The organism is Escherichia sp. AM3 (assembly GCF_032029835.1).
GTDB classification, from domain to species: Bacteria; Pseudomonadota; Gammaproteobacteria; order Enterobacterales; family Enterobacteriaceae; genus Escherichia; species Escherichia coli.
In genome coordinates this window covers 1-26919 of the sequence record NZ_JAVUPQ010000056.1, presented here as the reverse complement: position 1 = coordinate 26919, position 26919 = coordinate 1, and the positions used below count along the sequence as shown (strand labels likewise).

Annotated in this window: 27 protein-coding genes, 1 tRNA gene and 1 pseudogene; 12 read left to right on the top strand and 17 right to left on the bottom strand. The window is 50.9% G+C overall.

The window, feature by feature from the left end:
- The first annotated feature begins 134 nt into the window (after window positions 1-134).
- From bcsE to bcsG, 3 genes are read left to right on the top strand one after another with little or no spacing between them, the layout of a single operon-like run.
- Window positions 135-1706 (top strand): cellulose biosynthesis c-di-GMP-binding protein BcsE, encoded by a 1572-nt coding sequence (gene bcsE / locus RTW80_RS17595; RefSeq protein ID WP_001204931.1) that lies wholly within the window; start codon window positions 135-137, stop codon window positions 1704-1706.
- On the top strand, window positions 1703-1894 hold the full coding sequence (bcsF, locus tag RTW80_RS17590; protein ID WP_001742391.1) for a cellulose biosynthesis protein BcsF: 192 nt from the start codon (window positions 1703-1705) through the stop codon (window positions 1892-1894). Before bcsE ends, bcsF begins: the two co-directional genes overlap by 4 nt.
- On the top strand, window positions 1891-3570 hold the full coding sequence (gene bcsG / locus RTW80_RS17585) for a cellulose biosynthesis protein BcsG (protein WP_063119140.1): 1680 nt from the start codon (window positions 1891-1893) through the stop codon (window positions 3568-3570). The genes bcsF and bcsG overlap by 4 nt, the downstream gene beginning before the upstream one ends.
- A gap of 86 nt (window positions 3571-3656) precedes the next feature.
- Here the strand turns inward: bcsG and ldrD are convergent, their stop codons facing one another.
- The 4 genes from ldrD to RTW80_RS17565 form a co-directional block, all read right to left on the bottom strand.
- Window positions 3657-3764: a type I toxin-antitoxin system toxic polypeptide LdrD gene (gene ldrD, locus RTW80_RS17580; RefSeq protein WP_000141634.1), complete on the bottom strand. Its 108-nt coding sequence runs from the start codon at window positions 3762-3764 to the stop codon at window positions 3657-3659.
- A gap of 375 nt (window positions 3765-4139) precedes the next feature.
- Complete coding sequence (locus tag RTW80_RS17575) at window positions 4140-4247, bottom strand: type I toxin-antitoxin system toxin Ldr family protein (RefSeq protein ID WP_001295224.1); 108 nt, start codon at window positions 4245-4247, stop codon at window positions 4140-4142.
- 375 nt (window positions 4248-4622) lie between these two features.
- Window positions 4623-4730 carry a type I toxin-antitoxin system toxin Ldr family protein gene (locus RTW80_RS17570; RefSeq protein ID WP_001295224.1) on the bottom strand — a complete coding sequence of 36 codons (108 nt, stop codon included), beginning with the start codon at window positions 4728-4730 and terminating at the stop codon, window positions 4623-4625.
- A 375-nt stretch (window positions 4731-5105) separates the two neighbouring features.
- On the bottom strand, window positions 5106-5213 hold the full coding sequence (locus tag RTW80_RS17565; protein ID WP_001295224.1) for a type I toxin-antitoxin system toxin Ldr family protein: 108 nt from the start codon (window positions 5211-5213) through the stop codon (window positions 5106-5108).
- A gap of 475 nt (window positions 5214-5688) precedes the next feature.
- On the opposite strand from RTW80_RS17565, the gene RTW80_RS17560 reads away from it, so the two are divergent.
- A complete protein-coding gene (locus RTW80_RS17560) occupies window positions 5689-6960 on the top strand; it encodes an aromatic amino acid transport family protein (protein WP_001295225.1) in 1272 nt (423 codons plus the stop codon).
- Between the two features lie 29 nt (window positions 6961-6989).
- Here RTW80_RS17560 and dppF read toward each other — a convergent pair whose 3' ends face one another.
- The 9 genes from dppF to RTW80_RS17510 all read right to left on the bottom strand — a co-directional run bounded on the left by dppF (window position 6990) and on the right by RTW80_RS17510 (window position 17892).
- Window positions 6990-7994, bottom strand: a complete 1005-nt coding sequence (dppF, locus tag RTW80_RS17555; RefSeq protein WP_000107012.1) for a dipeptide ABC transporter ATP-binding subunit DppF — start codon at window positions 7992-7994, stop codon at window positions 6990-6992.
- Complete coding sequence (dppD, locus tag RTW80_RS17550; protein WP_001196486.1) at window positions 7991-8974, bottom strand: dipeptide ABC transporter ATP-binding protein; 984 nt, start codon at window positions 8972-8974, stop codon at window positions 7991-7993. The genes dppF and dppD overlap by 4 nt, the downstream gene beginning before the upstream one ends.
- 10 nt (window positions 8975-8984) lie before the next feature.
- Window positions 8985-9887, bottom strand: coding sequence for a dipeptide ABC transporter permease DppC (gene dppC / locus RTW80_RS17545; RefSeq protein WP_000084677.1), 903 nt, complete (start codon window positions 9885-9887; stop codon window positions 8985-8987).
- 9 nt (window positions 9888-9896) lie between these two features.
- Window positions 9897-10916 carry a dipeptide ABC transporter permease DppB gene (gene dppB, locus RTW80_RS17540; RefSeq protein WP_000938855.1) on the bottom strand — a complete coding sequence of 340 codons (1020 nt, stop codon included), beginning with the start codon at window positions 10914-10916 and terminating at the stop codon, window positions 9897-9899.
- Window positions 10917-11223: 307 nt separating this feature from the next.
- The gene (gene dppA, locus RTW80_RS17530; RefSeq protein ID WP_001222883.1) at window positions 11224-12831 is read right to left on the bottom strand and encodes a dipeptide ABC transporter substrate-binding protein DppA; all 1608 of its coding nucleotides are present in this window, start codon (window positions 12829-12831) and stop codon (window positions 11224-11226) included.
- Window positions 12832-13573: 742 nt separating this feature from the next.
- Window positions 13574-13650 (bottom strand) — tRNA-Pro (locus RTW80_RS17525).
- 91 nt (window positions 13651-13741) lie between these two features.
- Window positions 13742-15433, bottom strand: a complete 1692-nt coding sequence (gene eptB, locus RTW80_RS17520) for a kdo(2)-lipid A phosphoethanolamine 7''-transferase (RefSeq protein WP_001269197.1) — start codon at window positions 15431-15433, stop codon at window positions 13742-13744.
- A 323-nt stretch (window positions 15434-15756) separates the two neighbouring features.
- On the bottom strand, window positions 15757-16965 hold the full coding sequence (locus RTW80_RS17515; RefSeq protein ID WP_000189019.1) for an MFS transporter: 1209 nt from the start codon (window positions 16963-16965) through the stop codon (window positions 15757-15759).
- A gap of 228 nt (window positions 16966-17193) precedes the next feature.
- Window positions 17194-17892 (bottom strand): autotransporter outer membrane beta-barrel domain-containing protein, encoded by a 699-nt coding sequence (locus tag RTW80_RS17510; RefSeq protein WP_001299523.1) that lies wholly within the window; start codon window positions 17890-17892, stop codon window positions 17194-17196.
- A gap of 157 nt (window positions 17893-18049) precedes the next feature.
- On the opposite strand from RTW80_RS17510, the gene tag reads away from it, so the two are divergent.
- Both tag and RTW80_RS17500 read left to right on the top strand, forming a co-directional pair.
- Window positions 18050-18613 (top strand): DNA-3-methyladenine glycosylase I, encoded by a 564-nt coding sequence (tag, locus tag RTW80_RS17505; RefSeq protein WP_000438953.1) that lies wholly within the window; start codon window positions 18050-18052, stop codon window positions 18611-18613.
- Complete coding sequence (locus RTW80_RS17500; RefSeq protein ID WP_000617478.1) at window positions 18610-19050, top strand: N-acetyltransferase; 441 nt, start codon at window positions 18610-18612, stop codon at window positions 19048-19050. Before tag ends, RTW80_RS17500 begins: the two co-directional genes overlap by 4 nt.
- Here the strand turns inward: RTW80_RS17500 and bisC are convergent.
- Window positions 19019-21352 (bottom strand): biotin sulfoxide reductase, encoded by a 2334-nt coding sequence (gene bisC / locus RTW80_RS17495; RefSeq protein ID WP_000013947.1) that lies wholly within the window; start codon window positions 21350-21352, stop codon window positions 19019-19021. The two genes, RTW80_RS17500 and bisC, sit on opposite strands and share 32 nt — an antisense overlap.
- Before the next feature lie 152 nt (window positions 21353-21504).
- Here bisC and RTW80_RS17490 point away from each other — a divergent pair, with 152 nt between their 5' ends.
- Window positions 21505-22164, top strand: coding sequence for an OmpA family lipoprotein (locus tag RTW80_RS17490; RefSeq protein WP_000747625.1), 660 nt, complete (start codon window positions 21505-21507; stop codon window positions 22162-22164).
- Window positions 22165-22267: 103 nt separating this feature from the next.
- Complete coding sequence (gene ghrB / locus RTW80_RS17485) at window positions 22268-23242, top strand: glyoxylate/hydroxypyruvate reductase GhrB (protein WP_032248046.1); 975 nt, start codon at window positions 22268-22270, stop codon at window positions 23240-23242.
- Window positions 23243-23291: 49 nt separating this feature from the next.
- Here the strand turns inward: ghrB and RTW80_RS17480 are convergent, their stop codons facing one another.
- Window positions 23292-24002: a DUF3053 domain-containing protein gene (locus RTW80_RS17480; protein WP_000190516.1), complete on the bottom strand. Its 711-nt coding sequence runs from the start codon at window positions 24000-24002 to the stop codon at window positions 23292-23294.
- A gap of 433 nt (window positions 24003-24435) precedes the next feature.
- Here RTW80_RS17480 and RTW80_RS17475 point away from each other — a divergent pair, with 433 nt between their 5' ends.
- The 3 genes from RTW80_RS17475 to ysaE all read left to right on the top strand — a co-directional run bounded on the left by RTW80_RS17475 (window position 24436) and on the right by ysaE (window position 25429).
- Window positions 24436-24726, top strand: coding sequence for an HTH-type transcriptional regulator (locus tag RTW80_RS17475; protein WP_000455798.1), 291 nt, complete (start codon window positions 24436-24438; stop codon window positions 24724-24726).
- A gap of 280 nt (window positions 24727-25006) precedes the next feature.
- Window positions 25007-25219 (top strand): RNA chaperone/antiterminator CspA, encoded by a 213-nt coding sequence (gene cspA / locus RTW80_RS17470; RefSeq protein WP_000014594.1) that lies wholly within the window; start codon window positions 25007-25009, stop codon window positions 25217-25219.
- 138 nt (window positions 25220-25357) lie between these two features.
- The gene (gene ysaE / locus RTW80_RS17465; protein WP_211180513.1) at window positions 25358-25429 is read left to right on the top strand and encodes a protein YsaE; all 72 of its coding nucleotides are present in this window, start codon (window positions 25358-25360) and stop codon (window positions 25427-25429) included.
- Here the strand turns inward: ysaE and hokA are convergent.
- Window positions 25406-25558, bottom strand: a complete 153-nt coding sequence (gene hokA / locus RTW80_RS17460) for a type I toxin-antitoxin system toxin HokA (RefSeq protein WP_001135732.1) — start codon at window positions 25556-25558, stop codon at window positions 25406-25408. The two genes, ysaE and hokA, sit on opposite strands and share 24 nt — an antisense overlap.
- Window positions 25559-25637: 79 nt before the next feature.
- Between hokA and RTW80_RS17455 the strand changes: the two are divergent.
- Window positions 25638-26854 (top strand): annotated as a pseudogene (locus tag RTW80_RS17455) (IS3-like element IS150 family transposase); the annotation flags it as partial.
- Window positions 26855-26860: 6 nt separating this feature from the next.
- Here the strand turns inward: RTW80_RS17455 and RTW80_RS31455 are convergent.
- Window positions 26861-26917: an IS1 family transposase gene (locus tag RTW80_RS31455; protein WP_003032489.1), complete on the bottom strand. Its 57-nt coding sequence runs from the start codon at window positions 26915-26917 to the stop codon at window positions 26861-26863.
- Window positions 26918-26919 lie beyond the last annotated feature (2 nt).

The following is a 26919-nucleotide window of genomic DNA, read 5'->3' as shown; positions in this document are numbered from 1 at the left end:
TGATAGAAACAGAAGCCACTGGAGCACCTCAAAAACACCATCATACACTAAATCAGTAAGTTGGCAGCATCACCCAATGGTAGGTTTATTTCTTAGCTTTCGCTAGTAAACTGATAATCAGACAAAATGGTGACATGAGGGACATTGTGGACCCTGTATTCTCTATCGGTATCTCATCATTATGGGATGAGCTGCGACATATGCCAGCAGGCGGCGTCTGGTGGTTTAACGTCGATCGCCATGAAGATGCTATCAGTCTGGCGAATCAAACAATTGCATCCCAGGCTGAAACCGCACACGTCGCGGTCATTAGCATGGACAGCGATCCGGCGAAAATCTTTCAATTAGATGATTCTCAAGGGCCGGAAAAAATAAAATTATTTTCAATGCTAAATCATGAAAAAGGTCTATACTATTTGACCCGTGATTTGCAGTGTTCTATTGATCCCCATAATTACCTTTTTATTCTTGTTTGCGCAAATAACGCATGGCAAAACATTCCTGCCGAGCGGCTTCGCTCATGGTTGGATAAAATGAATAAATGGAGCAGGTTAAACCATTGTTCGCTTTTGGTAATTAATCCCGGAAATAATAACGATAAACAATTTTCATTGTTGCTTGAGGAATACCGTTCACTTTTTGGTCTTGCCAGTTTGCGTTTTCAGGGTGACCAACATTTGCTGGATATTGCCTTCTGGTGCAACGAAAAAGGGGTCAGCGCCCGTCAGCAGCTTAGCGTTCAGCAACAAAATGGTATCTGGACATTAGTTCAAAGCGAAGAGGCGGAGATCCAACCACGCAGCGACGAAAAACGCATTCTGAGTAATGTTGCTGTACTGGAAGGTGCGCCGCCGCTATCGGAACACTGGCAACTGTTCAACAATAACGAAGTCCTGTTCAATGAAGCCCGTACCGCTCAGGCGGCGACGGTGGTCTTTTCTTTACAGCAAAATGCGCAAATCGAGCCACTGGCCCGCAGCATTCATACCCTGCGTCGCCAGCGCGGTAGTGCGATGAAAATCCTCGTGCGGGAAAATACCGCTAGCCTGCGCGCCACCGATGAACGTTTGTTATTGGCCTGCGGTGCAAATATGGTTATTCCGTGGAATGCGCCACTCTCCCGTTGTCTGACGATGATCGAAAGCGTGCAAGGGCAGAAGTTTAGTCGCTATGTGCCGGAAGATATCACTACCTTGCTGTCAATGACCCAGCCGCTCAAACTGCGTGGTTTCCAGAAGTGGGATGTGTTCTGTAATGCCGTCAACAACATGATGAATAACCCTCTATTACCTGCCCACGGTAAAGGCGTTCTGGTTGCCCTACGTCCGGTACCGGGTATCCGCGTTGAACAAGCCCTGACGCTGTGTCGCCCTAACCGTACCGGCGATATCATGACCATTGGCGGTAATCGGCTGGTGCTGTTTCTCTCATTCTGTCGGATTAACGATCTGGATACCGCGTTGAATCATATTTTCCCATTGCCTACTGGCGACATTTTCTCAAACCGTATGGTCTGGTTTGAAGATGATCAAATCAGTGCCGAGCTGGTGCAGATGCGCTTGCTTGCCCCAGAACAATGGGGCATGCCGCTGCCTTTAACGCAAAGTTCTAAACCGGTCATCAATGCCGAGCACGATGGTCGCCACTGGCGACGAATACCAGAACCCATGCGACTGTTAGATGATGCTGTGGAGCGCTCATCATGATGACCATCAGCGATATCATTGAAATTATTGTCGTTTGCGCACTGATATTTTTCCCGCTGGGCTATCTGGCGCGGCACTCTTTGCGACGCATTCGCGACACCTTACGTTTGTTCTTTGCTAAACCTCGTTATGTTAAACCGGCCGGGACGTTACGCCGCACGGAAAAAACCAGGGCAACCAAAAAATGACTCAATTTACGCAAAATACCGCCATGCCTTCTTCCCTCTGGCAATACTGGCGCGGCCTTTCCGGCTGGAACTTCTATTTTCTGGTTAAGTTCGGCCTGTTGTGGGCGGGATATCTTAACTTCCATCCGCTCCTCAATTTGGTGTTTGCCGCGTTTCTGCTGATGCCCCTTCCGCGCTACAGCCTGCATCGCTTGCGCCACTGGATTGCCCTGCCGATCGGCTTTGCTTTGTTCTGGCATGACACCTGGTTGCCTGGCCCGGAAAGCATAATGAGCCAGGGTTCGCAGGTGGCGGGGTTCAGTACCGATTATTTAATCGACCTTGTCACACGCTTTATTAACTGGCAGATGATTGGGGCCATTTTTGTTTTATTAGTGGCCTGGTTATTCCTGTCACAATGGATTCGCATTACCGTTTTTGTGGTTGCCATACTGCTATGGCTGAACGTACTTACCCTGGCGGGACCAAGTTTCTCCTTGTGGCCAGCCGGACAACCGACGACCACTGTAACAACGACGGGTGGTAACGCAGCGGCAACCGTTGCGGCGACGGGTGGCGCACCGGTAGTGGGTGATATGCCCGCACAAACTGCACCGCCAACAACGGCGAACCTTAACGCCTGGCTGAATAATTTCTATAACGCGGAGGCGAAACGTAAATCGACCTTCCCGTCTTCGCTGCCCGCTGATGCTCAGCCATTTGAACTACTGGTGATTAACATCTGTTCGCTTTCCTGGTCGGATATAGAAGCCGCCGGGTTGATGTCGCATCCACTGTGGTCGCATTTCGATATTGAGTTCAAGAACTTTAACTCCGCCACCTCCTACAGTGGCCCGGCGGCGATCCGTTTACTGCGCGCCAGCTGCGGGCAGACTTCGCACACTAATCTGTATCAACCGGCAAATAACGACTGCTATCTGTTTGATAACCTTTCGAAACTGGGCTTTACCCAGCACCTGATGATGGGACATAACGGCCAGTTCGGCGGTTTTTTGAAAGAAGTTCGCGAAAATGGCGGCATGCAGAGCGAATTGATGGATCAAACAAATCTGCCGGTTATTTTGCTGGGCTTTGATGGTTCGCCGGTTTATGACGATACCGCTGTGCTTAACCGCTGGCTGGACGTTACCGAAAAAGATAAAAACAGCCGTAGTGCCACGTTCTACAACACGCTTCCACTGCATGACAGCAACCATTATCCGGGGGTCAGCAAAACAGCGGATTACAAAGCGCGGGCGCAGAAATTCTTTGATGAACTGGACGCCTTCTTTACTGAACTTGAGAAATCGGGTCGTAAAGTGATGGTGGTCGTGGTGCCGGAACACGGCGGCGCGCTGAAGGGCGACAGAATGCAGGTATCTGGCCTACGTGATATCCCTAGCCCGTCTATCACCGACGTCCCCGTTGGGGTGAAATTCTTCGGCATGAAGGCACCGCATCAGGGGGCACCGATTGTCATCGAACAACCGAGCAGCTTCCTGGCTATCTCCGATCTGGTGGTTCGCGTTCTCGATGGCAAGATTTTCACCGAAGACAATGTTGACTGGAAAAAACTCACCAGTGGGTTGCCACAAACAGCACCGGTCTCCGAGAACTCAAATGCAGTAGTTATTCAATACCAGGATAAACCGTACGTTCGCCTGAACGGCGGCGACTGGGTGCCTTACCCGCAGTAAGAACGAAAAAGGCCGCAGAGTTTCCCCCCTGCGGCCTGGTCCGGGCGCAAATTGCCATTACGGCAGCCTGACGCCCGCATGACACGTTACTTCCGCTTGTTCAGCCAGTTCACGATCATACTGGCAAGAATGCCAGCAATGACCGGAGCCGCTAAATCATGCCAGAAGGCCATGCCCAGCTCTGCGAACGTCATATAGCCGCCTGTGTTGTAATGACAACGTTTCGCGGCTATTCTTGAGTGGTCTAGAGTCAAGATTAGCCCCCGTGGTGTTGTCAGGTGCATACCTGCAACGTGCGGGGGTTTTCTCTCTCCAGCAACCAATGCCACCAGGGATAAAGCCCCCGCAACATTGCGCCTCACCGGAACCTTTCCGGCTTGCCGCTGATTCTACGACTGTTTTTCTGTTCCGGAATCCGTCACGTCTTCACTCTGTGCTGCGCATTCCGCAGAATATTATCCGCTTGCAACCGTTGCATTTTTCTTACGAAAAAGGCCGCAGAGTTTCACCCCTGCGGCCTGGTCCGGGCGCAAATTGCCATTACGGCAGCCTGACGCCCGCATGACACGTTACTTCCGCTTGTTCAGCCAGTTCACGATCATACTGGCAAGAATGCCAGCAATGACCGGAGCCGCTAAATCATGCCAGAAGGCCATGCCCAGTTCTGCGAGCGTCATATAGCCGCCTGTGTTGTAATGACAACGTTTCGCGGCTATTCTTGAGTTGTTCAGGTTCAAGAATGGCCCCCGTGATGTTGTCAGGTGCATACCTGCAACGTGCGGGGGTTTTCTCTCTCCAGCAACCAATGCCACCAGGGATAAAGCCCCCGCAACATTGCGCCTCACCGGAACCTTTCCGGCTTGACGCTGATTCTACGACTGTTTTTCTGTTCCGGAATCCGTCACGTCTTCACTCTGTGCTGCGCATTCCGCAGAATATTATCCGCTTGCAACCGTTGCATTTTTCTTACGAAAAAGGCCGCAGAGTTTCACCCCTGCGGCCTGATCCGGGCGCAAATTGCCATTACGGCAGCCTGACGCCCGCATGGCACGTTACTTCCGCTTGTTCAGCCAGTTCACGATCATACTGGCAAGAATACCAGCAATGACCGGAGCCGCTAAATCATGCCAGAAGGCCATGCCCAGTTCTGCGAGCGTCATATAGCCGCCTGTATTGTAATGACAACGTTTCGCGGCTATTCTTGTATTGTTTGGATGCAAGAATGGCCCCCGTGGTGTTGTCAGGTGCATACCTGCAACGTGCGGGGGTTTTCTCTCTCCAGCAACCAATGCCACCAGGGATTAAGCCCCCGCAACATTGCGCCTCACCGGAATCCTTCCGGCTTGACGCTGATTCTACGACTGTTTTTCTGTTCCGGAATCCGTCTCATCTTCACTCTGTGCTGCGCATTCCGCAGAATATTATCCGCTTGCAACCGTTGCATTTTTCTTACGAAAAAGGCCGCAGAGTTTCACCCCTGCGGCCTGGTCCGGGCGCAAATTGCCATTACGGCAGCCTGACGCCCGCATGACACGTTACTTCCGCTTATTCAGCCAGTTCACGATCATACTGGCAAGAATGCCAGCAATGACCGGAGCCGCTAAATCATGCCAGAAGGCCATGCCCAGTTCTGCGAGCGTCATATAGCCGCCTGTGTTGTAATGCCAACGTTTCGCGGCTATTCTTGAGTTGTTTGGGTTCAAGATTAGCCCCCGTGATGTTGTCAGGTGCATACCTGCAACGTGCGGGGGTTTTCTCTCTCCAGCAACCAATGCCACCAGGGATAAAGCCCCCGCAACATTGCGCCTCACCGGAACCTTTCCGGCTTGCCGCTGATTCTACGATTGCTTTTTACTGTCAGCACCCGGCAATCTTCCTCATTGCGCGATGCCTTCCAGCTTAATTTCTTTATTTGCAATAGTTGCAGTTCATATCCGGGCTGACTCCAGACTGGTAGTGAAATGCGCAATTTTGTAGAATTGCGCCTCCTCGCGACCTCCCCAGTGAATCTGTTGCCTCATTTTTTACATACTGCGTATTCGACTTCTCCACCTGTTGCGCAAGAGAAACTGGGTTTATTCATTTTTGCGAGGCCGACTTCTTTCTGGACAGGACTTTATGCAGCACAACACACTATCGAAACACAATCAGAAATTGCCGTTTACACGCTACGACTTCGGCTGGGTTTTATTATGCATAGGCATGGCGATTGGTGCCGGAACCGTGCTGATGCCAGTACAAATTGGCTTGAAGGGAATTTGGGTATTTATTACCGCAGCGATCATTGCTTATCCTGCCACCTGGGTAGTGCAGGACATTTATTTAAAAACCCTTTCTGAAAGCGATTCCTGTAATGACTACACCGATATTATCAGTCATTACCTGGGGAAGAACTGGGGAATTTTCCTCGGGGTTATCTACTTTTTGATGATTATCCACGGGATTTTTATCTACTCTCTCTCCGTGGTTTTCGACAGCGCCTCGTACCTGAAAACCTTCGGTTTAACCGATGCCGATCTTTCACAATCTCTACTTTATAAAGTCGCTATTTTCGCCGTACTGGTGGCGATTGCGTCTGGTGGTGAACGATTACTGTTTAAGATTTCCGGGCCAATGGTGGTGGTCAAAGTAGGGATTATTGTCGTGTTCGGTTTTGCGATGATCCCGCACTGGAATTTCGCCAATATAACCGCCTTCCCGCAAGCCTCCGTCTTTTTCCGCGATGTCTTGCTTACCATTCCATTTTGCTTCTTTTCTGCAGTATTTATTCAGGTACTTAACCCAATGAATATTGCCTATCGTAAACGGGAAGCGGATAAAGTACTGGCAACCCGGCTCGCGCTGCGTACCCACCGAATTAGTTATATCACGCTCATCGCGGTGATCCTGTTTTTTGCCTTTTCGTTTACCTTCTCAATTAGCCACGAAGAAGCCGTTTCTGCCTTTGAACAAAATATCTCAGCACTGGCGCTGGCCGCGCAGGTGATCCCTGGGCATATCATTCATATCACCTCTACGGTGCTTAATATCTTTGCCGTACTGACCGCATTCTTTGGCATTTATCTCGGTTTCCACGAGGCCATTAAAGGCATTATTCTCAATCTGTTAAGCCGAATTATTGATACCAAGAAAATTAACTCACGCGTGCTGACTCTGGCGATCTGCGCTTTTATCGTCATTACGTTGACGATTTGGGTTTCGTTTCGTGTATCGGTGCTGGTGTTCTTTCAGTTGGGAAGCCCGTTATATGGTATTGTGTCGTGCCTCATTCCGTTTTTCCTGATCTATAAAGTCGCACAACTGGAAAAACTTCGCGGATTTAAAGCCTGGCTGATTCTGCTGTACGGCATTTTGCTATGCTTGTCGCCACTGTTGAAGCTGATTGAGTAAACCGGAGCGCATGGCCCCGGTTTTGTGAGTTAACGCTGCGGATTTTCATCCTGATCAACAGCAAAACAAGCTACCAGTTGACCGCCGTAGTCTTTTAGCTGCGGCTGCAACTGGGTGCAGGGGCCGAAGCGCCGACGACAGCGGGCGTTGAAGGCGCAACCCGGCGGTGGATTCAGTGGGCTTGGTAGTTCACCGCTGAGCTTGATGCGCTCGCGGCGATCGTCCGGGTTCAGGCGCGGCGTCGCGGAAAGTAGCGCCTGAGTGTACGGATGGCGCGGGTTATTGAAGATTTGGTCTTTCGTTCCCTTCTCCACGCAGCGGCCCAGGTACATCACCATCACTTCATCAGCAATGTGCTCCACCACCGACAGGTCGTGGGAGATAAAGACATAAGACAGCCCCAACTCCTGCTGCAAATCCATCATCAGATTCAGCACCTGCGCGCGCACTGAAACATCCAGCGCGGAAACCGGTTCATCGGCAATCACCACATCCGGGTCGAGCATCAGACCACGGGCGATGGCGATACGCTGACGCTGACCGCCGGAGAACATATGCGGATAGCGGTCATAGTGCTCGGTTTTCAGGCCGACTTTCGCCATCATCGACAGGGCTTTTTCCCGACGCTGTTCTTTGCTTAAGCTGGTGTTGATCAGCAGCGGCTCTTCAAGAATTTGCCCGACTTTTTTACGCGGATTCAGCGAACCGTAAGGGTTCTGGAAGACGATCTGGATTTTCTGCCGACGCAGCTTCTGCGCCTGCGGATCGTGCTTAAGCAGATCCTGCCCCTGGTAATACAGCTCGCCACCGGTGGGCATTTCAATCATCGTCAGCAACCGACCGAGGGTCGATTTACCGCAGCCAGATTCGCCCACTACTGCCAGCGTTTTGCCACGTTCAAGGTTAAACGAAACGCCATCCAGCGCTTTAACCAGACGTTCCGGCGCGAACATGCCTTTCTTCACCGGATAATGTTTTTTCAGGTCGATAGCCTGCAACAGCGGTTGTTGCAGGGTGGCCTCTTGCGTACTCATAGTGTCGGCCTCCCGGCATCATCAAGTGGGTAATGGCATTTGGACTGACGCCCGTCAGCGAGCATATTCAGCGCCGGTTCTTCAGCGCGACATCTGTCAGTGGCATAGGGGCAGCGCGGGTTAAGCAGGCAGCCGTTCGGGCGGTCGTACTTGCCGGGAACGACACCTGGCAACGACGCCAGACGTTCTTTGTCCTGAGCAAATTCTGGCAGCGCACGCAGCAATGCCTGAGTATACGGGTGACGCGGCGCATGGAAGATGGCGTGCGCATCACCGGTTTCCACCACCTGGCCTGCATACATCACGATGATTTTATGTGCCGCTTCCGCCACCAGCGCCAGGTCATGGGTAATTAACACCAGCGCCATGTTCTCTTTCTGCTGTAGCTCCAGCAGTAGTTCGATGATTTGCGCCTGAATGGTCACGTCCAGCGCGGTGGTCGGTTCATCGGCAATCAGCAGTTTTGGCCGACAGGCAATCGCCATGGCGATCATCACGCGCTGGCTCATGCCGCCGGAAAGCTGATGCGGGTAAACATCCAGACGCGATGCCGGATCGGGAATACCGACCTGATTCAGCAGGTCAATCGCTCGCTGACGGCGGGTACTTTTGTTGCCGCCCTGATGCACCTTAATCGCTTCCATAATCTGGAAACCCACGGTGTAGCACGGGTTAAGGCTGGTCATCGGGTCCTGGAAGATCATCGCCACTTCGGCACCCACCAGGTTGCGGCGCTCTTTTTCTGAGATACGCTGCAAATCCTGGCCGTTAAACTCCAGTTTTTCTGCCATTACGCGGCCCGGATAATCAATCAGCCCCATAATCGCCAGTGAACTGACCGACTTACCGGAGCCGGACTCACCCACAATCCCGACCACTTCGCCCTGTTTTACGCTGTAGCTGATGCGGTCTACGGCGCGGAACGGCGCGCTTTCGTCGCCGAAATGCACCGATAATTTATCTACATTTAATAACGCCATCTCGAACCTCTTACTGCTTCAGTTTGGGATCGAGCGCGTCACGCAGACCGTCACCCATCAGGTTAAATGCCAGCACCGTCAGCAGGATCGCCAGACCCGGGAAGGTCACGACCCACCAGGCGCTTTGCGCGAACTGCAACACGTCGGAGAGCATGGTGCCCCACTCAGGCGTTGGCGGCTGTGCCCCCATGCCGAGGAAACCAAGAGCAGCCATATCGAGAATGGCGTTAGAGAAACCGAGCGACGCCTGAACAATCAGCGGCGCAAGGCAGTTCGGGAAGATGTTAATAAACATCTGACGCATCGCCCCGGCACCCGCCACGCGAGACGCGGTGACGTAATCGCGGTTAACTTCCACCAGCACGGCGGCGCGGGTTAAGCGCACATAGTGCGGCAAGGCAACGAAGGTCAGTGCCAGCGCGGCGTTACCAATCGACGGGCCGAAAATTGCCACCAGCACCAGCGCCAGCAGCAGACTTGGCAGCGCCAGCATGATATCGACCACGCGCATAATGATGTTATCGACCAGGCCGCCAAAGTAACCGGCGATCAGGCCGAGAATAACGCCCATAATCAGCGATAACACAACTACCAGACAGCCAACCAGCAGCGACAGGCGCGCACCGTACATCAGGCGCGACAGCACATCACGGCCTACGTCATCGGTGCCCAGCAAGTGCGCCATGCTGCCGCCTTCCTGCCAGGCTGGCGGGGCGAGCAGTGCATCGCGGAACTGTTCCGCCGGGTTATAGGGTGCAATCCAGTTGGCAAAGATCGCGATGAACAGCACGATGACGACGTAAACCAGCCCGACGACCGCGCCTTTGTTGCGTTTAAAATAGTGCCAGAACTCCTGTAACGGGGTCATCGGCACCGGTGCGCTAATCACTTTATTTTCAGTAACCTGTGACATGATGTCCCCTTACTTCTTATGACGAATACGCGGGTTCACCACGCCGTACAGCAGATCGACCAGCAAGTTGACGAGGATAATCATCGTCGCCACCAGCAATACGCCGCCCTGCACTACCGGATAGTCGCGGCGTTGCAGTGCGTCAATCAACCAGCGTCCCAGACCGGGCCACGAGAAGATGGTTTCGGTCAGAATCGCCCCCGCCAGCAATGTTCCCACCTGCAGGCCGATAACGGTCACCACCGGCAGCATCGCGTTACGCAGCGCATGGACGATAATCACCCGCATGCGGGTTAGCCCTTTGGCGCGCGCGGTGCGGATGTAATCCTCGCCCAGCACTTCCAGCATCGAGGAACGTGTCATACGCACAATGACCGCCAGCGGAATAGTACCCAGCACAATGGCAGGCAAGATCATATGGGCGACGGCATCGATAAAGTTGCCGTCTTCACCCCAGATGGCGGTGTCGATTAGCATAAAACCGGTTAACGGATTGGAGTCATCGAGGAACACCATATCGCTCACGCGACCGGAGACGGGCGTCAGGTTCCAGTGCACCGAAACCAGCATGATCAGCATCATGCCCCACCAGAAGATAGGCATTGAATAACCTGTCAGCGCCAGGCCAACCGCTGTGTGATCGAAAATGGAACCGCGTTTAACCGCAGCCAGCACGCCGACCGGAATACCGACTGCCGTAGCAAAAATCATCGCGCAGACGCCAAGTTCCAGCGTGGCCTGGAAGCGCGGCACGAACTCTTCCCAAACCGGGATGCGGCTTTTCATTGAAATGCCTAGATCGCCATGCATAACGCCCCAAATGTAATGGAGATACTGCTGCCACATCGGTTTATCTAAGCCGAGTTCAGCCAGCAGCTGCGCGTGACGCTCTGGGGAGATCCCACGTTCGCCCGCCATGATCATCACCGGATCGCCCGGGATCATGTGGACAAAGGCAAATGTGAGAAGGGTAATACCGATAAACGTGGGGATGACGAGTCCCAAACGTCGGAGAATAAACTGCAACATAACCCGGATTCTCTATAGTGACCCGCAGCCTGGAACTGCGTGTCTGTATTGCTCACAAATCAATTCCCGCCCTTATCGGACAGGGAATGAAGTATTGCTGCCGGATGGCGCTGCACGCAGAGGCACAGCGCCACCGGGTATACAGATTGTTGACAAAGTGCGCTTTGTTTATGCCGGATGCGGCGTTAACGCCTTATCCGGCCTACAAAATCGTGCAAATTCAATACATTGCAGAATTTTCGTAGGCCTGATAAGCGGAGCGCATCAGGCATTTTTGCCTTTGCCATCAGTCTTGTATGGCTTTTAATTATTCGATAGAGACGTTTTCGAAGTGATGTTTGCCTAATGGATCAACCACATAGCCTTTAACTTCTTTACGTACCGGTTCAAACACGGTGGAGTGAGCGATGATCAGTGCCGGAGCCTGATCGTGCATCACCACCTGCGCTTGTTTGTACAGTTCAACGCGTTTATTGTGGTCGTCGGTAGCACGCGCCGGTTGAATCAGATCTTCAAACGGTTTGTAGCACCATTTTGAGTAGTTGGAGCCTTGTTCAGAGGCGGCGCAGCTGAACAGGGTGGCGAAGAAGTTATCCGGATCCCCGTTATCGCCAGTCCAGCCCATCATTACCGTCTGGTGCTCGCCATCTTTCGCACGCTTGAGGTACTCACCCCATTCGTAGGTGACAATTTTGGCCTGCACGCCGACTTTCGCCCAGTCTGCCTGAATCATCTCCGCCATGCGGCGAGCGTTCGGGTTATACGGACGTTGTACCGGCATCGCCCACAGGTCGATGGAGAAACCTTTTTCCAGACCCGCTTCTTTCAGCAAGGCTTTCGCTTTTTCAGGATCGTAGGTGTAGTCCTGAACGTCGTCGTTATAGCCCCACATGGTTGGCGGGATCAGGTTTTTCGCTGATACGCCCGCGCCCTGATAAACCGCTTTGATGATCGCGTCTTTGTTCACCGCGTAGGTCAGAGCCTGGCGAACTTTCACGTCATCGAGTGGTTTTTTCTGCACGTTATACGAGAGATAACCGACGTTCAGCCCCGGCATTTCCATCAGATTGATGGATTTATCCTGCTTCATGCGAGCGATATCTGCCGGGTTCGGGTACGGCATCACCTGGCATTCATTCTTCTGCAATTTCGCGTAACGCACGGAAGCGTCAGGGGTAATAGAGAAAACCAGCGTATCGATCTGCGGTTTGGTGCCCCAGTAGCCATCAAACGCTTTGTAGCGGATACGGGAATCTTTTTGATACTGCTGTAACTGGAACGGACCGGTTCCGATTGGGTTGAGGTCCAGTTTTTCCGGTGTACCGGCTTTCATCATCGCATCAGCATATTCTTTTGACAGAATAGAGGCGAAGTCCATTGCCAGGTCAGCGAGGAACGGCGCTTCCGGGCGAGTCAGCACAAACTGAACGGTGTTGTCGTCCACCTTTTTCACTTCACTGATCAGCTCTGGCAAGCCCATGCCTTCGAAGTATTCGTAGCTGCCGCCAGAAACTTTATGGTACGGGTTTTGCGCGTTTTTCTGACGATCGAACGAGAACACCACATCATCGGCGTTCAGTTCACGCGTCGGTTTGAATTCTTTATTGTCGTGCCACTTCACACCTTTACGCAGATGGAAGGTATAGGTTTTACCGTCTTCGCTGACTTCCCACTTTTCAGCGAGGCCCGGGATCACTTCGGTGGTGCCGATTTTAAATTCAACCAGACGGTTATAAAGCGGGACGGAAGAGGCGTCATAGGTGGTGCCGGAGGTAAACAGCTGCGGGTTAAACCCTTCCGGAGATCCTTCTGAGCAATAAACCAGAGTTTTAGCCTGAACACTTGCTGCGACGGTCATAGCCACCAGGCTGAGACCAAGCTTCAGCATCCCTGACTTTTTCAAGGAAATACGCATTATTCTGCTCCAATTGTGATGTTTGTTGTTTTAACCCTTTGCAGTGGGTTGTCGCTGCCTGACCTTTTTTGTTTTTTGCCCGGTCGGGTCAACGTTATGAGGTGGGGATGCCGTACTAATTAACATCAGTGTAACAGTGCGGATCCTCCATAAAATGCCCCTCGTGACCTACAATCTGTCAACAGAATGTGAAAACGTCAATACAGCCAACCGGGATTTACACCAACGGTGAGAATCCACAAACAAAGATTAAAAAAACTTCAAACAGCTATTTGCAGCAGAGAAATTTGTGCTACTCCAACATGACCAGAACAATCAGCTTAATATTTAGCAACATTTGGTGATTAAGTTTTATGCATTTAATGAAAAAAATCTGAGGAAAAGGTGGATATCTGAGCGATTAATACCATGAACGCTAAAACGCACAGCGGAAAATGCCAGGGCCAGCCATAAGTAACGCAAAAAAAGATTTAAGCAAATATAAAAAAAGACAATGGTTTCTGTCACAAATCCGTTAATGGATAGTGAGATATGGGGCGCAAATTTGGCAGGGAAATGTGTGTCGTGTAGGTCGAATAAGGCGGTCGCGCCGCATCCGACAATGGCCGGCACATTTGCCTGATGCGACGCTGACGCGTCTTATCAGGCCTACGTCGAGTCGAACCTCCCTGCCCCCGGAGGTTCTCATCCTCATGAGCTGCAGATGCAAAAAAGCCTGCTCGTTGAGCAGGCTTTTCGAATTTGGTCGGTGATAGAGGATTCGAACCTCCGACCCCTTCGTCCCGAACGAAGTGCGCTACCAGGCTGCGCCAATCACCGAATGCGGGGCGCATCTTACTGCGCAGATACGCCCTCGTCAATCCCTTAATAGCAAAATGCCTTTTGATCGGCGAGAAAGTCAGCAGGCCGCTTAGTTAGCCGCTGCCTCTTTTGCCTGCGGGATGTGACACCAGTTGTTGTTTTCGTTAATTCCACCATCCGGTGAAGTATAGCCAAGACAACCCATGATGGTATCGTACAGCTCTACGTGACGGCGTGGCACTTTCATGTCGGCTTCTTTTTTCAGCTGCGCAAACGCCTGCGCATTGGCCGGATTTTCCAGATATTTATCTGACATCCAGACCATCATCGGTACGCGGAACTGCTCCGGCGGTGCCAGTTCACGCGGCGTGCCGTGCAGGTGCTCGCGTTCATTAATTGACTCACCGTGGTCAGCTGCGTAGAACACAATCGCTTTCTTATCGCGAACCTGATCAATCACGCTGGAGATAAAGTGATCCACATAGGTCACCGAGTTGTCATAGGAGTTGATCATCTGCGCTTTGGTACAGCCGCTATCAACACCAATACATTCCGGCTTCCACTGCGCGAAGCTACGCGGATAACGCTGGGTGTAGTTAAAATGCGAACCTTTGGTATGCAGAATGATCAGATGCTTACCATCCGGGTTGCGCCCTAGCGATTGCTGCATTTCGTCTACCAGCAACATATCATCTACCGGCTTGCCACGATTACGTGGCTCCGCACCAATCTGCTCACGATAAGCAATGTTGTCCGCCATCGTGTTGCTGTAGAACCACATTTCGCTCTGCATAGCGTAGAGGTCAGAACTGAATCCTAACTGCTTCAGAACCGCGAAAATGTTCTGTTCTTTTAATGTGCGCTGCGGATTATCTTCCGCGCCCCCCTGACGTACAAACATGCAACGCAGTGAGAGTTTGGTTGCGGTATCACAGGAGTAACCACGGAACGCCGCCAGATTTTTCTCCTGGGCCAGTTTCGGCGTGGTATTACGCTCATAGCCGAAAATACCCATATGGTCCCAACGCGTGGTTTCACCGATGATAAACACGACATAAGTGTCATCAACGTTTTGCGGTGCCTGATAAGTGAATTTCTTCGCCGGATTAAGCAATGAATTATTATCGGAAGATTCATCGACCCGCGCCCAGGCATACAGCCCCAACGCAGAAAGCCAGTTTGATGGCAGATAAGAGTTCGCTACGACACCGCCATAACTCGGCAAATCAACGCCGGTCGCCCTCTCCACTTTCTTCTGCTGGATATCCAGCAAACGAATCGGTGCCCAAACCATAATACCCGCCAGTACGACGACCGCCAGGCTGCGAATACGCTGCCCTGGGGTTCGCAGTTGTCGGAGCAAGGTGTAGCGACAGCGGTTATTCCAGATAAGGATAAGAGGCAATGCACTAACGGCGATTAACCAGAGAATAAAGTTCAGACCAACAACTTCTTTTGACAGGTCGATATCGGTGGTCATGACGGAAGCGATGATGCCATAACCAATGACCACATTAAGGAAGGTCATGTAATAGCTGGCACCTGCGGAAAAGAGCACCACCAGCGATGCCAGAATACGCCAGCTGCGGCGGCCAAACAGCGAAAGAAGACGTAGTAAAAAGAAGGTCACCAGTACGGTGGCGGCCAGTTCAACAACAGCAGAAATGCCTTTCCAGACGGTAAAATCGTGCGCATAGCTGCCGAAGCGGCGGTAAAAAACCGCGCCATTCATAAAAAGGCCAATATAGATTGCAAGCAAAAAGCTCAGCTTCTGCTGTGTAATCGATTTGATGTATCTCATGCAAACAAACCCTGGACAAACAGGTGATAACACCCTGCTTAGTGGCTTTTCAGGCCCGGCAGGGAAAAAGTGCGGAGGTAGTCAGATAAGTAAAATCTACACGCGCGAATAAGTAGACCACAGCAAAGGGAAAAAGTGTGGGGAAAGAGTGTGCATGAAGCACAAATTTACAAAAATGCAAGTTTGAAAAGAGACTTTAGCGTTACAAAAAGCAGTAAAAAGGGCCAGTTAATTGGCCCAAATTTTACGAGTCATTGTTTATACATTTCGTTGATGCGTTTGATGCACACGGAAGCTGAAGCCCAGTAGCTCGCGGCTGAGCATTAAAGGGAGCCATGCGCCTCACGCAACATTTTCTGCTCTGGCTGACGAATCGTCGTAGAAAGCGCCAATGACAGAATCAGCAGGGCGAAAATCACGTAGAAGGTCACATAGAAGCCGCCAAACAGTGAGGCGATAATCGAACCACAAATGCTACCGATACCGAAACCGAGATAAATCACACCGTAGTTTTTCGCCAGGTTATTGAGGCCAAAGAACTCACTGACCAGTGACGGAAAGACGGTAATAGTGCCGCCAAAGTTAAATGCCACGCAGGCAATCGCTGCAAAGAACGTCACTGCATTCAATGGTGCAAACAGCAGGGCCGCCATACCCACCAGCGATATCACCTGACCAATGGTAATAACACGGATACGGGCGATTTTGTCAGACAGAATACCCAGCACCAGACGACCTGAAAGGTTGGCGATGGAAATAACAGTGACTGCATTGGCTGCGGAAACCACATCAAGGTGTGCCAGACTTTGGGCGATATCTTTCGCTACCCCAATCACGTACAGGCCGCTCATGCAGGCGGTCAGGAACATTACCGCTAACATCCAGTACTGCGGTTTACGCATCGACTCTGCCAGCGTGTAATCTTTCTCCACCACACCATTGCTGGTTTTCACTTCCTGTTTTGGTGCGTCTTTCATTAACGTTGCGCCGAAAACAATCATCAACAGCGCAATCGCTCCCCAAATCACAAAGGTTTTTTCCAGACCGACCGTTTCCAGCAGCTGCGTGTCGATAAATTTGAAACCCAGGCTACCCAGACCATAAGAACCGATAGCGAACGCGGAGATCAGACCTTTACGCTCCGGGAACCACTTCACACAGTTAGAGAGCGTCAGCAGATAACCCGCGCCATCTGCCAGTCCCACCAGCACACCGGCGCTTAACCACAGCATCATCAGGTTGTCAGAATGCGCTGTCAGGAAGAAGCCTAATCCCAGCAAAATGCCGGAAGCCATGGTGACGCGTTTAACGCCAAAACGTTCCTGTAATTTGCCCGCAACAGAAGACGAAATTGCCAGCCCCAGACTTAACAAGCCGAAAGAGAAAGCGACCTGGCTTACCGGCGCATCCAGCTTGGCGGAAAGCGCGCCATTAAACAGGCTCCAGGTATAAACCGACCCCAGCGCAAACTGGGTAATGATAGTACCGATGAGTGTCAGCCAGCGGGTACGCTGATAATTTGAAGGTGTCATGGCAGTATTCCTGCAGTAATAAAAAGGAAAAATCTCTGCCGACAACCATAACGAAGTGCACTTTATGCCTGGGGAAAAACGGCATGAAATGCCATCAGAACGGAATGAAATGCCTTAGTTCAGGAATGAATGACGCGACAATTATTCACCAAATTTATTATTTGGTAAGTTAGCACCCACTATCGCCACAACTATTGTTATTTAATGGTTTCAATTGTGACTGTTACGTTAAAATCTGGCGCTAACCCCCATCGTATACAGATAGTCGCTATTATTAGTGGTATTTTCTGCCTGAGTTAGCGCGGCATAGGCGGCAATATTTTGATTGAGCAACATATCAGCGCCTACGGTGACATCCAGCCAGTTGCCGTTCTGGTTTGTCGCCGTCATCCGGCTCAGGCCTGATTGCGCCTTCCAGATATTCTCGCCAAATTGCTGGTTATAGCTGATTTGCGCCCAGGGTCGGAGATCGCCAAGCCGGGAGTCAACACGCCAGCCTAAGGTACTCACGCTGGCATGCCATAACGGATCGGTCAGCGTGGTAGTACTGTCGCCAAACTCGTTATACATCGAGGTGGTTGTGCCATCGTAATGTAATGCCGCGACCGGGCCGGTTGTAACCTGTTCATATAAAGGAAAATTCCAGCCCATACTCATACTGCTGGTCACATCCACAGGGGTTTCTTCCGCCAGATTGACTTCCAGTCCCAGCGCCCTTTGGCTACTTTGAATACGTTGCGACAAAATATCGTTGTAATCAGGTTGATGATCACTATCCCAGGTGTAACGCTCTGTGGAAAGTCCGGGTTGCGTATCAACGATATATTCTTGTTGCCAGGCGTAAGCTGTGTTGAGAAAAAAGGCACTGATTACCACGCTCGCCAGCAGGCTTAGCTGCCAGCGACCACCGCTTTTTTTTATGATCATTAACACGACTCCAGGGAAGAGCCGAATTCGGCAATATTATTGTCATTGTATGAAGGATATCGGGCATAGTAGCCCTGTATTAAATATTGACTTTTTCACCGATGCGTCAAGAAAAGCGGCTGAAATTTTTACGATCGGGTACATAGCGAGGGAAAGTATGGAACGTTGCGGCTGGGTGAGTCAGGACCCGCTTTATATTGCCTACCATGATAATGAGTGGGGCGTGCCTGAAACTGACAGTAAAAAACTGTTCGAAATGATCTGCCTTGAAGGGCAGCAGGCTGGGTTATCGTGGATCACCGTCCTCAAAAAACGCGAAAACTATCGCGCCTGCTTTCATCAGTTCGATCCGGTGAAGGTTGCCGCAATGCAGGAAGAGGATGTCGAAAGACTGGTACAGGACGCCGGGATTATCCGCCATCGAGGGAAAATTCAGGCAATTATTGGTAATGCGCGGGCGTACCTGCAAATGGAACAGAACGGCGAACCGTTTGCCGACTTTGTCTGGTCGTTTGTAAATCATCAGCCACAGGTGACACAAGCCACAACGTTGAGCGAAATTCCCACATCTACGTCCGCCTCCGACGCCCTATCTAAGGCACTGAAAAAACGTGGTTTTAAGTTTGTCGGCACCACAATCTGTTACTCCTTTATGCAGGCATGTGGGCTGGTGAATGATCATGTGGTTGGCTGCTGTTGCTATCCGGGAAATAAACCATGATTCGGGAAGCGCAACGTTCAGAACTCCCCGCGATCCTCGAACTGTGGCTGGAAAGTACAACCTGGGGGCATCCCTTTATAAAAGCGAATTACTGGCGTGACTGCATTCCGCTGGTGCGGGATGCCTATCTTGCCAATGCGCAAAACTGGGTCTGGGAAGAGGACGGTAAGCTTCTCGGTTTTGTCAGCATTATGGAAGGCCGATTTCTGGCAGCAATGTTTGTCGCACCGAAGGCCGTCAGACGCGGTATTGGTAAGGCGCTGATGCAGTATGTGCAGCAGCGCTATCCCCATCTGATGCTGGAGGTTTATCAAAAAAATCAACCGGCGATAGATTTTTACCGTGCGCAGGGTTTTCACATTGTCGATTGCGCATGGCAGGATGAAACCCAACTACCCACCTGGATTATGAGCTGGCCGGTGGTTCAAACGCTGTAAGTGTCAGTTCCGGACCGTTGTATTTTTCCAGCCATGCCAGCGCCGTATTACCCGCACAGCCATTCCCCAGCCGCGAGCTGGGGAGATCTTTGGTCAGCACGTTCACTGCGCCGTTTTTACAAATACCGTCAGCGGTTAAATCCAGATCCGGCCATGCCCCTTCGTGAATGCAAATCACGCCAGGTTTAATTCCCTCGCTAATGACCGCTCCGGCAAGGATCTGCCCACGGGAGTTCCACACCCGCACCATATCCCCTTCGGTTATGCCGCGCGCCTGAGCATCGTCAGGATGAATGGTGACAGGCTCACGGTTTGCTACCGCGTACAATTCGCGCAGAGAACTGTAATTCAGCTGGCTGTGCAGGCGGTGCGCCGGATGGGCAGAAAGTACCTGCAACTGTTCTGGTTCGGCATTGCCCTGCCATTCGTCCGGCTCCAGCCACATTGGATGCCCCGGGCAATCCGGATAAGCGTAATCGGCAATACGCTGCGAGAAGATTTCAATCTTACCGCTGGCGGTTTTTAATGGATGCGCCTGCGGATCGCGGCAAAAATCAGCGAAGCGAATAAACCGCTCGCTGTCCGGGTTTTCCGGCATCTCAATTAACTGGTTGGCTTGCCAGAACTCAGCAAATGGCGGCAATTCAACCTGCTGGCTTGCCCCGCGCTGTCGGGCAACGTTATAAAACGTTTCCAGCCATTGCAGCTCACTTTTTCCTTCCGTAAAACGTGCATAACCGCCCTTCTCCCAGCGTTCACTTAACTCGGCAAAAACATCAAAATCATTACGCGCTTCATAGCGTGGCGGCACCACTTGCTTCATGGGCACCAGATGCTGATTACTGTAATCGCCGGTCATGGTGAGATCATTACGCTCAAACGAGGTGGTCGCAGGCAGAACGATATCCGCGTGTTTCGCCGCCGCCGTCCAGAAACATTCGGAGATCACCACCAGCTCCGGTTTTTGCCAGGCACGGATCAGGCGGTTGGTATCCTGATGATGAGTAAAGTTGGCACCGCCCGCCCACCAGATAAAACGAATATCCGGAAAATGTCGGTCCATACCGTTGTGTTGATATGCGCCACCAGGGTTTTCCAGTGCTTCAACAATGCGGGCCACAGGGATTTTATCTACCGCATCGCAGCCACCCGGCAAGCTGCCCTGCATGGAAGAGAGCACCGCAGAACGCCGCGTGGGGTTACCACCATTGGCAAAATGGTAAGAAAGACCAAAACCGCCGCCGGGTGTGCCGATTTGCCCCAACATTGCTGCCAGCGTGACGATCATCCAGTGTTTTTGCTCACCAAACTGTTGGCGCTGCATTCCCCAGCCTGCCATCAGCATGGTGGTATTTTGGTGGAAAATAGCCGCCAGCTCGCGGATTTTCGCTGCGCCAACACCACAAATCTCTGCTGCCCATTCGGCGGTTTTCGCTATTCCGTCACTCTCGCCCAGCAAATAAGAGGCGAAGACGGCATAACCTGTGGTGCAACGCGCCAGAAACGCTTCGTCGTGCCAACCATTTTCCACCAGCGTATGGGCGATCCCCAGCATCAGCGCAACATCGGTGCCCATGTGCGGTGCCACCCACTCCATTTTATCGCCAAAGAAATCGACGGTTTCCGATCGCATTGGATCAATGCAGATCAGCTTTTTCCCACTGTCACGCAGTGCAGAAAAGTAAGAAAGCCCCTGCTCATCGGATGCATTCCACGCAATTTTCAGCGTATTGAGTGGATTAGCACTCCACAGCACCACGACATCGCTATGTTCCAGCACCAGCGGCCAACTGGTCTGCTGTTGATAAACTTCGCTACCACCCACGACATACGGCATGATCGCCTGTGCCGCGCCGGTCGAATAATCCCCCAGATGCCCGGTATAACCGCCTGCCAGCGCCATATAGCGTTGTAATAATGTCGAGGCCTTATGCAGCACGCCGTTTGAACGCCAGCCGTAGGAACCAGCAAAAATCGATGCCGGACCATAAGCCTCACGAATGCGTTTATGTTGTTGGTGAATAAGATCCAGCGCCTCATCCCAACTCACGCGAACAAATTCATCCTGCCCACGAATGCCTTGCGGGTTTTCCGGTGACGCGAGAAAGCCTTTGCGCACCATTGGAAATCGTACCCGCGTATTGCTGTGAACCTGGTCGCGAACCGCGCTCTGCAAGGAGTTTTCCATTCCTGTGGCTAACGCGCCACGCGAGCTAAACACGGTTTCGCCGTCGGTTTCAACCAGCATGGGCCCCCAGTGGGCGGCAGTCAGAACGGAATATCGTGAGGATGAGTTGGCCAAACCGAAGACTCCTGAAAGGTTAGATGTATTGAGCAGTTAAATATTACTTACAAATTTCCGAGTATTCCCAGGAATAATCTTCATGTTCACGCGGCATAATCTCCCGCCACGGAACCCGTGGCAAAGAATAAAAAGGTTATTAAGGATTAACAATGAAGAAACGTGTTTATCTTATTGCCGCCGTAGTGAGTGGCGCTCTGGCGGTATCTGGCTGCACAACTAACCCTTACACCGGCGAACGCGAAGCAGGTAAATCTGCTATCGGCGCAGGTCTGGGCTCTCTCGTGGGCGCGGGTATTGGTGCGCTCTCTTCTTCGAAGAAAGATCGCGGTAAAGGCGCGCTGATTGGCGCAGCAGCAGGCGCAGCTCTGGGCGGCGGCGTTGGTTATTACATGGATGTGCAGGAAGCGAAGCTGCGCGACAAAATGCGCGGCACTGGTGTTAGCGTAACCCGCAGCGGGGATAACATTATCCTCAATATGCCGAACAATGTGACCTTCGACAGCAGCAGCGCGACTCTGAAACCGGCAGGCGCTAACACCCTGACCGGCGTGGCAATGGTGCTGAAAGAGTATCCGAAAACGGCGGTTAACGTGATTGGTTATACCGACAGCACGGGGGGTCACGACCTGAACATGCGTCTCTCCCAGCAGCGTGCGGATTCCGTTGCCAGCGCGTTGATCACCCAGGGCGTGGACGCCAGCCGCATCCGTACTCAGGGCCTTGGCCCGGCTAACCCAATCGCCAGCAACAGCACCGCAGAAGGTAAGGCGCAAAACCGCCGTGTAGAAATTACCTTAAGCCCGCTGTAATCCCTTTCATGCCAGGTGATGCAGAAATCACCTGGCATTCTTCAGTTTTCCTTCATCATATTTCAGGCTAAGGTGATCGCCTTATCAGTGAATGGAGAGAAGCATGAAGCCGTCCGTTATCCTCTACAAAGCCTTACCTGATGATTTACTGCAACGCCTGCAAGAGCATTTCACCGTTCACCAGGTGGCAAACCTCAGCCCACAAACCGTCGAACAAAATGCAGCAATTTTTGCCGAAGCTGAAGGTTTACTGGGTTCAAACGAGAATGTTGATGCCGCATTGCTGGAAAAAATGCCGAAACTGCGTGCCACATCAACGATCTCCGTCGGCTATGACACTTTTGATGTCGATGCGCTTACCGCCCGAAAAATTCTGCTGATGCACACGCCAACCGTATTAACAGAAACCGTCGCCGATACGCTGATGGCGCTGGTGTTGTCTACCGCTCGTCGGGTTGTGGAGGTAGCAGAACGGGTAAAAGCAGGCGAATGGACCGCGAGCATAGGCCCGGACTGGTACGGCACTGACGTTCACCATAAAACACTGGGCATTGTCGGGATGGGACGGATCGGCATGGCGCTGGCACAACGTGCGCACTTTGGCTTCAACATGCCCATCCTCTATAACGCGCGCCGCCACCATAAAGAAGCAGAAGAACGCTTCAACGCCCGCTACTGCGATTTGGATACTCTGTTACAAGAGTCAGATTTCGTTTGCCTGATCCTGCCGTTAACTGATGAGACGCATCATCTGTTTGGCGCAGAACAATTCGCCAAAATGAAATCCTCCGCCATTTTCATTAATGCCGGACGTGGCCCGGTGGTTGACGAAAATGCACTGATCGCAGCATTGCAGAAAGGCGAAATTCACGCTGCCGGGCTGGATGTCTTCGAACAAGAGCCACTGTCCGTAGATTCGCCGTTGCTCTCAATGGCCAACGTCGTCGCAGTACCGCATATTGGATCTGCCACCCATGAGACGCGTTATGGCATGGCCGCCTGTGCCGTGGATAATTTGATTGATGCGTTACAAGGAAAGGTTGAGAAGAACTGTGTGAATCCGCACGTCGCGGACTAAGCCGCGACTGCGTAGAGTAAAGCCCGATAATCGCTCGGGCTTTTACTCTTTATTGGGTTGCAGTAACTGCTGTAGTCCAGGCCTGATTAAACGCCTGATGCTGTGCCGGTAATGGCGCAATCAGTTTGTTATATTCACTTGCCTGCTGTGAAGTCGGGAACTGGATGCCATTTGCGACAAAGCTCACCTGAGTACCTTGCTGAGCAATGTAGTCTCCAACCATCACCAGTTGTTGCGTGAAAGTTTGTGCCGCCGGAATCAACGGTTGCAATGCATCAGCTGGCGTCGTTACCACTTTGGTGAATGCCTGATCAAAGACCGGTTTCAAATCATCGCTCTGTTTTAGCGCAGAGTGCGCAGCATCGGCCTGCAACTTCGCATTTTGCAGTTGTTGCGCCAGCACACCCAGCGAACCGTTCATTTCACGCAGCGGACCGCTTTGCGTAACGTAATCCTGCGGTACGCGAATTGCGTTAACGCTGTCTACAACCGGGCGCAGACCGGAATCCATCGCCTGATTCACCTGCTGAGAATAACCATACAGAATCGCGTAATCAGAGACAAAAGGACCAAACTGTTTTTTCTGATCGGCAGTCAGGGTTGGTAGACGTTCACCGCTACGCATCACTGTATTCTGCAGGAAGTCGATAAACGCTTTACGCTGATCGCCTTCTTTATCAAAACACCCACTCAGGCTAACTACCATTAATAACGCCGCAAGAGGCGCAAACCAGCGAGAGCAGGACTTTCCTGTCGCCATTTTCTTACTCCTTTCACCCAAAAAAAGCGCACAACGACACACGCGTGTCTGACGTGACAAGGATAGTCCAGGACAGGCTTGCAGGATACCCTTTCTACGTAATCTTCCTGGTAAAATCATGGAGAAAATGAAACAAGGTTAATTTGTTGTTTCATTGTTAAAAAATGATAGTGCCGTTGCCTTTTTTGTAGCCAGAGATTTACGCCTTCGCAGAAGGTTAGATTTTCGAAATCTTTACAAAACAGGAGTGGTAAGAGATATATCGGCATTTATCAGATCGTTAGGTGGCTATAAGTCACGCTAAATGACAGGCTGAATCGAATCATAGCCAGAGCATGCCCTGACTTCACCCCGCTGTGTCTGCTTTTCCCGACTATTCTTAATGAGCTTCGATGCAATTCACGATCCCGCAGTGTGATTTGAGGAGTTTTCAATGGAATATAAAGATCCAATGCATGAGCTGTTGAGCAGCCTGGAACAGATTGTTTTTAAAGATGAAACGCAGAAAATTACCCTGACGCACAGAACAACGTCCTGTACCGAAATTGAGCAGTTACGAAAAGGGACAGGATTAAAAATCGATGATTTCGCCCGGGTTTTGGGCGTATCAGTCGCCATGGTAAAGGAATGGGAATCCAGACGCGTGAAGCCTTCAAGTGCCGAACTAAAATTGATGCGTTTGATTCAAGCCAACCCGGCATTAAGTAAGCAGTTGATGGAATAGACTTTTATCCACTTTATTGCTGTTTACGGTCCTGATGACAGGACCGTTTTCCAACCGATTAATCATAAATATGAAAAATAATTGTTGCATCACCCGCCAATGCGTGGCTTAATGCACATCAACGGTTTGACGTACAGACCATTAAAGCAGTGTAGTAAGGCAAGTCCCTTCAAGAGTTATCGTTGATACCCCTCGTAGTGCACATTCCTTTAACGCTTCAAAATCTGTAAAGCACGCCATATCGCCGAAAGGCACACTTAATTATTAAAGGTAATACACTATGTCCGGTAAAATGACTGGTATCGTAAAATGGTTCAACGCTGACAAAGGCTTCGGCTTCATCACTCCTGACGATGGCTCTAAAGATGTGTTCGTACACTTCTCTGCTATCCAGAACGATGGTTACAAATCTCTGGACGAAGGTCAGAAAGTGTCCTTCACCATCGAAAGCGGCGCTAAAGGCCCGGCAGCTGGTAACGTAACCAGCCTGTAATCTCTGCTTAAAAGCACAGAATCTAAGATCCCTGCCATTTGGCGGGGATTTTTTTATTTGTTTTCAGGAAATAAATAATCGATCGCGTAATAAAATCTATTATTATTTTTGTGAAGAATAAATTTGGGTGCAATGAGAATGCGCAACGCCGTAAGTAAGGCGGGAATAATTTCCCGCCGAAGACTCTTACTCTTTCAATTTGCAGGCTAAAAACGCCGCCAGCTCATAACTCTCCTGTTTAATATGCAATTCACACAGTGAATCTCTTATCATCCAGGTGAAAAATAAAAGCGTGAAACAAATCACTATTAAAGAAAGTAATCTATATTTCTGCGGCATTCCCAGCCTCCTGTGTTGATTTCCAACGAGTATGTACTGCACCCATTTTGTTGGACGATGAAATGGAATAGCCCCTAATATGTCAAAGCCAAAATACCCTTTTGAAAAGCGCCTTGAAGTCGTGAATCACTACTTCACAACTGATGATGGTTACAGGATCATCTCGGCACGTTTTGGTGTCCCCCGAACCCAGGTCAGGACATGGGTTGCCCTCTATGAAAAACATGGAGAAAAAGGTTTAATTCCCAAACCTAAAGGCGTTAGTGCTGATCCAGAGTTGCGTATTAAGGTCGTGAAAGCTGTGATCGAGCAGCACATGTCCCTTAATCAGGCTGCTGCTCACTTTATGCTTGCTGGTAGTGGTTCTGTAGCCAGGTGGCTGAAGGTCTATGAAGAGCGCGGAGAAGCTGGTTTACGCGCGCTCAAGATTGGCACCAAAAGAAACATTGCAATATCAGTTGATCCAGAAAAAGCGGCATCAGCATTGGAGCTGTCAAAAGACCGACGCATTGAGGATCTTGAAAGGCAAGTTCGATTTCTTGAAACGCGGCTTATGTATCTAAAAAAGCTGAAAGCCTTAGCTCATCCCACGAAAAAGTGAAAGTACTCAACGAGCTAAGGCAGTTTTATCCTCTTGATGAGCTTCTCAGGGCTGCGGAGATACCGCGCAGTACGTTTTATTATCATCTAAAGGCTCTCAGCAAGCCTGACAAGTATGCGGACGTTAAAAAGCGTATTAGTGAGATTTATCACGAGAATAGAGGCCGATACGGATACCGTAGGGTAACGCTGTCTCTTCATCGAGAAGGGAAACAGATTAACCATAAAGCTGTTCAGCGCCTGATAGGAACCCTCTCACTTAAAGCAGCGATTAAGGTCAAGCGATACCGCTCTTACAGAGGAGAGGTAGGGCAAACCGCCCCTAATGTTCTCCAAAGAGATTTCAAGGCTACGCGGCCAAACGAGAAGTGGGTTACCGATGTTACTGAATTTGCAGTCAATGGGCGCAAGCTGTATTTGTCTCCAGTAATAGATCTCTTCAACAACGAAGTTATTTCTTACAGCCTTTCGGAAAGACCAGTGATGAACATGGTTGAGAATATGCTCGATCAGGCATTCAAAAAGCTTAATCCTCACGAGCATCCTGTTCTGCACTCTGACCAGGGATGGCAGTATCGTATGAGAAGATATCAAAATATCCTTAAAGAACATGGTATTAAACAAAGCATGTCCAGAAAAGGCAATTGTCTGGATAATGCTGTGGTGGAGTGTTTCTTTGGAACCTTAGGTAATGACTCCAACTTATTGATAGTGTTTTATGTTCAGATAATGCCCGATGACTTTGTCATGCAGCTCCACCG